Source organism: Comamonas sp. 17RB, from assembly GCF_030056555.1.
GTDB classification, from domain to species: Bacteria; Pseudomonadota; Gammaproteobacteria; order Burkholderiales; family Burkholderiaceae_C; genus Comamonas; species Comamonas terrigena.
In genome coordinates this window covers 324,937-332,848 of sequence record NZ_JASHHY010000005.1, presented here as the reverse complement: position 1 = coordinate 332,848, position 7,912 = coordinate 324,937, and the positions used below count along the sequence as shown (strand labels likewise).

At 64.9% G+C, this 7,912-nt stretch carries 6 protein-coding genes and 4 tRNA genes; all 10 read right to left on the bottom strand.

The genetic code is table 11. The annotated features are described in order from the left end of the window. Positions 1-98 precede the first annotated feature (98 nt). The 10 genes from QM470_RS11610 to folC all read right to left on the bottom strand — a co-directional run bounded on the left by QM470_RS11610 (position 99) and on the right by folC (position 7,904). Positions 99-174 (bottom strand) — tRNA-Glu (locus QM470_RS11610). 86 nt (positions 175-260) lie between these two features. Further along, positions 261-337: transfer RNA gene (locus tag QM470_RS11605), tRNA-Asp, on the bottom strand. A 48-nt stretch (positions 338-385) separates the two neighbouring features. Beyond that, positions 386-461, bottom strand: a tRNA-Glu gene (locus QM470_RS11600). A 41-nt stretch (positions 462-502) separates the two neighbouring features. Beyond that, positions 503-578 (bottom strand) — tRNA-Ala (locus QM470_RS11595). A 72-nt stretch (positions 579-650) separates the two neighbouring features. Continuing rightward, on the bottom strand, positions 651-2,057 hold the full coding sequence (gene gltX / locus QM470_RS11590; protein ID WP_283339376.1) for a glutamate--tRNA ligase: 1,407 nt from the start codon (positions 2,055-2,057) through the stop codon (positions 651-653). Beyond that, entirely contained in the window at positions 2,054-3,268 is a 1,215-nt protein-coding gene (locus QM470_RS11585; RefSeq protein ID WP_280011960.1) for an O-succinylhomoserine sulfhydrylase, read from the bottom strand. The genes gltX and QM470_RS11585 overlap by 4 nt, the downstream gene beginning before the upstream one ends. A 259-nt stretch (positions 3,269-3,527) precedes the next feature. Further along, entirely contained in the window at positions 3,528-5,036 is a 1,509-nt protein-coding gene (gene purF, locus QM470_RS11580; protein WP_280011961.1) for an amidophosphoribosyltransferase, read from the bottom strand. Between the two features lie 83 nt (positions 5,037-5,119). Beyond that, a complete protein-coding gene (locus QM470_RS11575) occupies positions 5,120-5,614 on the bottom strand; it encodes a CvpA family protein (RefSeq protein ID WP_066533394.1) in 495 nt (164 codons plus the stop codon). Positions 5,615-5,634: 20 nt separating this feature from the next. Continuing rightward, positions 5,635-6,549 carry an SPOR domain-containing protein gene (locus QM470_RS11570; protein ID WP_283339375.1) on the bottom strand — a complete coding sequence of 305 codons (915 nt, stop codon included), beginning with the start codon at positions 6,547-6,549 and terminating at the stop codon, positions 5,635-5,637. 32 nt (positions 6,550-6,581) lie between these two features. Continuing rightward, entirely contained in the window at positions 6,582-7,904 is a 1,323-nt protein-coding gene (folC, locus tag QM470_RS11565) for a bifunctional tetrahydrofolate synthase/dihydrofolate synthase (RefSeq protein ID WP_280011964.1), read from the bottom strand. Positions 7,905-7,912 lie beyond the last annotated feature (8 nt).

Genomic DNA, 7,912 nt, shown 5'->3' with positions numbered 1-7,912 from the left:
CGACCCCCGGCGTGACAGGCCGGTATTCTAACCAACTGAACTACCACTCCTGGCAGGAAACTTCGCTATTTTTTAGATAGCTACCAGCGTTTCAAACTTGGCGACCCTACGGGGATTCGAACCCCGGTACTCACCGTGAAAGGGTGATGTCCTAGGCCTCTAGACGATAGGGTCATACCTAGAATCTTTGCTTTTCAGCTCCGATTAAAAAAGCGCCTTCAGATTCAAAGGCGCTTTTTTAATCAAGCGACTGGCCAAACTGGCGGAGTGGACGGGACTCGAACCCGCGACCCCCGGCGTGACAGGCCGGTATTCTAACCAACTGAACTACCACTCCTGGCAGGAAACTTCGCTATTTTTTAAGTAGCTACCAGCGTTTCAAACTTGGCGACCCTACGGGGATTCGAACCCCGGTACTCACCGTGAAAGGGTGATGTCCTAGGCCTCTAGACGATAGGGTCAATCCTAGAACTCTGGCTGTCTCCAGCCAGCGTCTGTTTTTTGGTGGAGGTAAACGGGATCGAACCGATGACCTCTTGCATGCCATGCAAGCGCTCTCCCAGCTGAGCTATACCCCCAAAATTCTCACTCTTGACAACGCGACTTTTATTCAATCGCGTTGTGCAGAGCCTCGAATTATAGACAGGTTTTTAGCGGTTTTTCAAACGCGTCAGAATTTTTTCGCGACCGAGCAATTCCAGCACCGCATCCACCGACGGCGTGTGGGCCGTGCCCACTGTCAGCACGCGCACGGGCATGGCCAGCGCGGGCATCTTCACGCCCTGGGCCTTGAGCACTTCCTTGATGGCGGCGGCAATGGCTTCCTTGGTCCATTCCACGCCCTGCATGGCAGCGGCAAAGGCGTCCAGCACCGGGGCGGCGGCTTCCGTCACGTGCTTGGCATAGTCTTCGGCATTGCGCTCCACACCGTCCACATAGAAGACCTTGGCCCAGTTGGCCAGGTCCACCAGGGTGTCGCAGCGGTCCTTGAACAGGGCCACGATGCGCACCAGGCGGTCGTCGGCCTGCAGCACGGCGGCGTCCACACCGGCCTTGACCACGAAAGGCGTGACCAGGGCAGCCAGCGCCGCATCATCCATGGCCTTCAGGTGCTGGGCATTGACCCAGCGCAGCTTGGCTTCATCGAACTGGCCGGCGCTGCGCCCCAGGTGGTCCAGGTTGAACCATTCCAGGAACTGGGCACGGCTGAAGATTTCATCGTCGCCGTGGCTCCAGCCCAGGCGGGCCAGGTAGTTCACCATGGCGTCGGGCAGATAGCCTTCGTCGCGGTACTGGGTCACGGCCTTGGCGCCGTTGCGCTTGCTCATCTTCTCGCCCTGCTCGTTCAGCACGGTGGGCAGGTGGGCGAACACGGGCACGTCGGCACCCAGGGCCTCGAAGATGTGGATCTGGCGCGGGGTGTTGTTGACGTGGTCGTCGCCGCGGATCACGTGGGTGATGCGCATGTCCATGTCATCGACGCAGACGCAGAAGTTGTAGGTGGGCGTGCCATCGGGGCGGGCGATCACCAGATCGTCCAGCTCGGAGTTCTGGAACTCGATATGGCCCTTGCACTTGTCGTCCCAGCCCACCACGCCGTCCTTGGGGGTCTTGAAGCGCAGCACGGGCTTCACGCCTTCGGGGATGGCCGGCAGCACCTTGCCGGGCTCGGGGCGCCAGGTGCCGTCGTAGCGCGGCTTTTCCTTGGCGGCCATCTGCTTTTCACGCAGGGCGTCCAGCTCTTCCATGCTCATGTAGCAGGGGTAGACATGGCCCTTGGCCTGCAGCGTGGCCAGCACTTCCTTGTAGCGGTCCATGCGCTGCATCTGGTAGAACGGACCTTCGTCATGGTCCAGCTGCAGCCATTGCATGCCTTCGATGATCACGTCCACCGATGCCTGGGTGGAACGCTCCAGGTCGGTGTCTTCGATGCGCAGCACGAAGTCGCCGCCATTGGCGCGGGCAAAGGCCCAGGGGTACAGCGCCGAGCGGATGTTGCCCAGGTGGATGAAGCCGGTGGGCGAAGGGGCAAAACGGGTACGAATTTTGGTTGTCATTTCAAGGTATCCAGTCCGCGAGAAAGATCGGCCTTCAAGTCATCAAGGTGCTCGAGGCCCACGGAAATACGAATCAGGCCCTGGCCGATGCCGGCGGCCTGGCGCTGCTCTTCGGTCAGGCGGCCGTGCGAGGTGCTGGCCGGGTGGGTGATGGTGGTCTTCACATCGCCCAGGTTGGCGGTGATGGAGCACACCTGCGTGCTGTCCACCACATGGAAGGCGTTGGCGCGCAGTTGCTCGGCGCCCTGCCCGATCACATCGAAGGCGATCACGGCGCCGCCCATGCCGTTTTGCTGGCGCATGGCCAGCGCGTGCTGCGGGTGGCTGGCCAGACCGGGGTAGTACACGCGTGCCACCTTGGGGTGGGCTTCCAGCCAGGTGGCCAGCTCCAGCGCCGATGCGCTTTCGGCCTTGACGCGCAGGGCCAGCGTTTCCAGACCCTTCATCACCACCCAGGCGTTGAACGGCGCCAGGTTCAGGCCGCCGCTGCGCAGGAAGGTGCCCATGACCTTGTCCACCAGCGCCACGGTGCCGCAGACGGCACCAGCCATCACGCGGCCCTGGCCGTCCAGGAACTTGGTGCCGGAGTGCACCACCACGTCCGCACCCAGCTTGGCGGGCTGCTGCAGGATGGGCGTGGCAAAGCTGTTGTCCACGGCCAGCAGCGCGCCATGGGCGTGGGCGATCTCGGCCAGCGCGGCGATGTCGCACAGGTCGGTCAGCGGGTTGGTGGGGGTTTCGGCAAACAGCATGCGGGTGTTGGGGCGGATGGCCGCCTTCCACTCGTCGATGTTGGTTTGCGACACAAAGCTGGTTTCCACGCCAAAGCGGGCCATTTCGGTGCCCAGCAGCTTGATGGTGGAGCCGAACATGGACTGCGAGCAGATCACGTGGTCGCCCGTCTTCAGCGCGGTCAGCGCCACCAGCAGGATGGCCGACATGCCGGTGGACGTGGCCACGGCGCATTCCGTGCCTTCCATGGCCGCCAGGCGGCGCTCGAAGCTGGTCACCGTGGGGTTGCTGGTGCGGCTGTAGGTGTAGCCCTCTTCCTGGGCGGCAAAGCGGCGCGCGGCCGTTTCGGCATTGGGCTGCACAAAGCTGCTGGCCAGGTACAGGGCTTCGCTGTGCTCGCCCCACTGGCTGCGTTCCACGGCCTCGCGCACGGCGAGGGTCTCAGGGTGCAATCCCTGAGGCAGGGAGTGATCGGTCACGGTACTTGGTCCTTGCAGGTGGCACCGGCGGTCTCTCACCCGCCGGCCGCGGCATGCACGCTTCCACACGAAGCGCGCTTGCACCGCATCTCAACAAAACAAAAAAATGAGCTGATCGCGCTGTCGTCACCAGACTTTTCAGCAAGAAACATTGTGAAAGTCTTGGTAATCCAGCGCAATTAGCTCATGTTTCTGAAGCTCTCGCTTCCGGACACAGTGTGCAAGGCGGCGCTGTCGCCCACCTTGCACACCGGGTGCATCAGCTTTCCTGGGCGTTGGGCAGCGACAGGCGGGAAGTATCTTCCTGCTCTTCTTCACCGCCGCGGTTGCGGCCTTCGTTCAGGGCCGTCACCTCGGCGCTGGAGATATCGCCGGTGATGTAGACGCCGTCGAAGCACGAGGCCTCGAAGCCCTTGACCGCCGGGTTGATCTTGCCCACGGCCTGCTTCATAGCATCCACGTCCTGGTAGATCAGCGCGTCGCAGCCGATCACCTGGCGGATCTCTTCCACGGTGCGGTCGCTGGCCACCAGCTCGGAGCGGGTGGGCATGTCGATGCCGTACACATTGGGGTAGCGCACGGGAGGCGCAGCGGAAGCCAGGTAGACCTTGTTGGCACCGGCGTCGCGTGCCATCTGCACGATTTCCTTGGAGGTGGTGCCGCGCACGATGGAGTCATCCACCAGCAGCACGTTGCGACCCTTGAACTCGCTGCCGATGGCATTGAGCTTCTGGCGCACCGACTTCTTGCGCGCGCCCTGGCCCGGCATGATGAAGGTACGGCCCACGTAGCGGTTCTTCACAAACCCTTCGCGGTAGGGAATGCCCAGCAGCTGCGCCAGCTGCATGGCGCTGGGGCGGCTGGATTCGGGGATCGGGATGATGGCATCGATCTCGCTGGGCGGCACGGTGGAGATCACGCGCTTTGCCAGCGTCTCGCCCATGTTCAGACGGGCCTGGTAGACCGAGATGCCGTCGATGGTGGAGTCCGGGCGGGCCAGGTACACGTACTCGAACACGCAGGGGTGCAACTCGCTCTTGGCGGCGCACTGTTCGCTGTGCAGGGTGCCGTCGTTGCTGATGAACACGGCTTCGCCGGGCGCCACATCGCGCTCGAACTGGTGCAGCGTGCCTTCCAGTGCCACGGATTCGCTGGCCAGCATGCGCGTGCCGTCCGCGCCCTTGCCGATGCACAGCGGGCGGATGCCATAGGGGTCACGGAAGGCCAGCAGACCGTAGCCGGCGATCAGCGCCACCACGGCATACGAGCCCTTGAGGCGCAGGTGCACGGCACGCACGGCGCGGAAGATGTCTTCGGTCTTCAGCGGCGCGCCGCTGGAGGCACGGCCGATTTCGTGCGCCAGCACGTTCAGCAGCACTTCCGAGTCGCTCTCGGTGTTGGTGTGGCGGTGGTCGGTCTCGGCCAGCTCGTTGCGCAGCTGCTTGGCGTTGGTGAGGTTGCCGTTGTGCACCATCACGATGCCGAAGGGCGCGTTCACGTAGAAGGGCTGGGCCTCTTCTTCGCTGGAGGCGTTGCCCGCCGTGGGGTAGCGCACCTGGCCCAGGCCCACCGAGCCGGGCAGCGCACGCATGTTGCGGGTGCGGAACACGTCCTTCACCATGCCCTTGGCCTTGTGCATGAAGAACTTGCGTTCCTGCTGCGTGACAATGCCGGCGGCATCCTGCCCGCGGTGCTGCAGCAGCAGCAGGGCGTCATAGATCAGTTGATTCACGGGCGCGGTGCTGACCACGCCGACGATTCCACACATATTGCGTTTCCATCATGGCAGGACTGGGTCCTGCGTGTTTATGCGGGGCGGCTTGCACTGCCCCGCGACCTTCTCAACTCTTGCTACACCGGGGCCGTCAGGTACTTGCCCAGCTCTTGCGGCAGCGACGGCACCAGCGTGCGCGCCAGATCGGCCAGCTGCGGCCCGGCCCAGGACTGGACCCACCAGTCCTGCTGGTGCAGCGGGGTGTTCACCACCACCAGCGTGACCACCAGCACCAGCACCATGCCGCGCAGCACGCCGAACAGCGCGCCCAGTGTGCGGTCGACCGGGCGCAAGCCCACGACCTCGATCAGTTTCTTGGCCAGGGCGCTCAGCAGCCCCCAGGCGAACACCGCCACCACAAAGACGGCGACAAATCCTGCGGCATAGCGCACCGTGGGGTCAAAGCCATCCACGGGCAGCCAGGCACCGACATCGCCTGCGAACAGGCGGGCAATCCAGAAGGCTGCGACCCAGCCCACCAGCGAAAACAATTCATACACCAGACCGCGCCACGCTCCCAGCATCAGGGAGGCGCAGCACACCACCAGCAAAACCGCGTCCAAGGTTGCCATGCGTCGCTATCGGCCCGCCATCAACCGGGTTGCACCGACGCCGGCAGACCCAGCCCCTTGATGCGGGATGCGGCCTTGTCCGCCTCGGCACGGCCGTTGAACGGTCCCACGCGCACACGCGTCACTTTGCCAGCGGCGGCATTCACGGTCTGGGTGTAGGCCTTCAGACCGGCACCGGCCAGCTTCTGGCGCACCTCGTTGGCCTTGTCGACATCGCCGAAGGCGCCGACCTGCACGATGAACTTGCCTTCCTGCTTGGCCGCCGCTTCGGGCTTGGCCGCAGCGGTGGATGCCGGACGCCCTTCCAGCAGCGCGCGGGCGCGCTCGGCGTCGTCGTCGCGCGACTTTTTGGGTTCGGGCTTGGGTTCCGGCTTGGCCTCGGCCTTGGGCTCCGGCTTGTGCTCCACCTTGGGCTCGGGCTTTTTCACCTCGGGTTTGGGCTCGGGTTTGGGTTCCGGCTTCTTCACCTCGGGCTTGGGCTCGGGTTTCGGCTCCGGCTTGGGTTCGGGCTTGGGCGCCAGCTGGGGCTGCGGCGGCACGGGCACGGCCGGCGCAAACACTTCCTCACCGGCTCCCAGGCTGTTTTCCGTGCGCACGGGCGCGGTGGGCTCAGGCGCGGGCGTGGCCGGCGCCGTGGCGCGCGGATTGGCCGCCATGGTCGTGTGTTCACCGGGCACCACCATGGGGGCGACCTGGTTGCGATCCGGGATTTCGATGGGCACGTCCACCGCGATCGGGCGCGGCTGGGTGTCAAACAGCAGGGGGAAGCCCACCACACCGACCAGCACCAGCACCGCCGCGCCGATCAGGCGGTGGCGCGCACGGCGGCGCAGCGATTCGACGCTGTCCCCCTGTGCATTGCGGGATGAGCGCCGGGAAGATGGCTGTTCTGCCTCTTCTTTCTGGCCGGGCCAGCGGAACTTGAAAAATGCCATGGAGTGCGATGCGTGTGGGCCGTTGGAGGACGTCAGGCTTCCAGGTGCTTGGCGCCCAGTCGGGGAATGCCATGCTGCAGCACACCACCCACCGTATAGAACGAGCCAAAGACCACGATTCTATCAGCCGGCTCCGCCGCAGCGACGGCCGCCTGCAGCGCGGCCTCTGGGTTGGCGTGCAGGCTGGTACTGACTTGCCGCTGGCCGCCGGCCACCATCTGCACCGCATTCCATTTGGCCTGCAGGCTGGCGGCGGTCTCTGCCCGGGGGGTGGGCAGGTCGGTGAAGTACCAACGGTCGATCAGCGGACCGACCTTGGCCAGCATCGGGGCCAGGTCCTTGTCCGCCATGGCGCCAAAGACCGCATGCGTGGTGGGGAAGTAGCCCATGGCGTCCAGGTTGGCAGTCAGCGCCGCCACCGAATGCGGGTTGTGCGCCACGTCCAGCACCAGCGTGGGCTGGCCGGGCACGATCTGGAAGCGCCCCGGCAACTCGACCATGGCCAGCCCGGTGCGCACCGCCTGGGCGGTGACGGGCAGGCGGTCGCGGATGGCTTCGAACGCTGCCAGCACGCCCGAGGCGTTCATCAGCTGGTTGGCACCGCGCAGCGCCGGATAAGCCAGACCGGCATAGCGGCGGCCGCGGCCGGCCCAGCCCCATTGCTGCTTGTCGCCCTCGAAATTAAAGTCGCGGCCGAAGCGCCACAGCTCGGCACCGATGGCCTCGGCATGGTCCAGCACGCTTTGCGGCGGCACCGGGTCGCTCACCACCACCGGGCGGCCGGCGCGCATGATGCCGGCCTTTTCGCGGCCGATGGTCTCGCGGTCGTTGCCCAGGATGGCGGCGTGGTCGATGTCCACGCTGGTGATGATGGCGCAGTCGGTGTCGATCACGTTGGTGGCATCCAGGCGGCCGCCCAGACCCACTTCCAGGATGGCGACATCCAGCTTGGCCAGGCTGAGCATGCGCAGGATGGCCAGCGTGGTGAATTCAAAATAGGTCAGCAGCACTTCCTCGCCCTGCAGGCGGGCGGCCTCGACGGCGGCGAAATGCGGCAGAAAGTCGTCGGCCAGCGCGATTTCGCCGTGGATGCGGCAGCGCTCTTCAAAGTGCACCAGGTGGGGCGAGGTGTAGACCCCGGGCCGGTAGCCGGACTGCAGGGCCACGGCTTCCAGCATGGCGCAGGTGGAGCCTTTGCCATTGGTGCCGGCCACGGTGATGACCGGGCAGTCGAAGCGCAGCTCCATGCGGCGCGCGACTTCCTGTACGCGCTCCAGGCCCATGGCGATGGATTGGGGATGAATCTGCTCGCAATGGGCGAGCCACTCGGTCAAGGTGTTCGGGGTGGTGTGCATACGAGGCT

Bases quoted from the DNA above. Each gene is read 5' to 3' on its own strand.
- QM470_RS11575 (WP_066533394.1), bottom strand. From the start codon at position 5,614: ATGGCAACCTTGGACGCGGTTTTGCTGGTGGTGTGCTGCGCCTCCCTG.
- folC (WP_280011964.1), bottom strand. From the start codon at position 7,904: ATGCACACCACCCCGAACACCTTGACCGAGTGGCTCGCCCATTGCGAG.
- gltX (WP_283339376.1), bottom strand. From the start codon at position 2,057: ATGACAACCAAAATTCGTACCCGTTTTGCCCCTTCGCCCACCGGCTTC.
- purF (WP_280011961.1), bottom strand. From the start codon at position 5,036: ATGTGTGGAATCGTCGGCGTGGTCAGCACCGCGCCCGTGAATCAACTG.
- QM470_RS11570 (WP_283339375.1), bottom strand. From the start codon at position 6,549: ATGGCATTTTTCAAGTTCCGCTGGCCCGGCCAGAAAGAAGAGGCAGAA.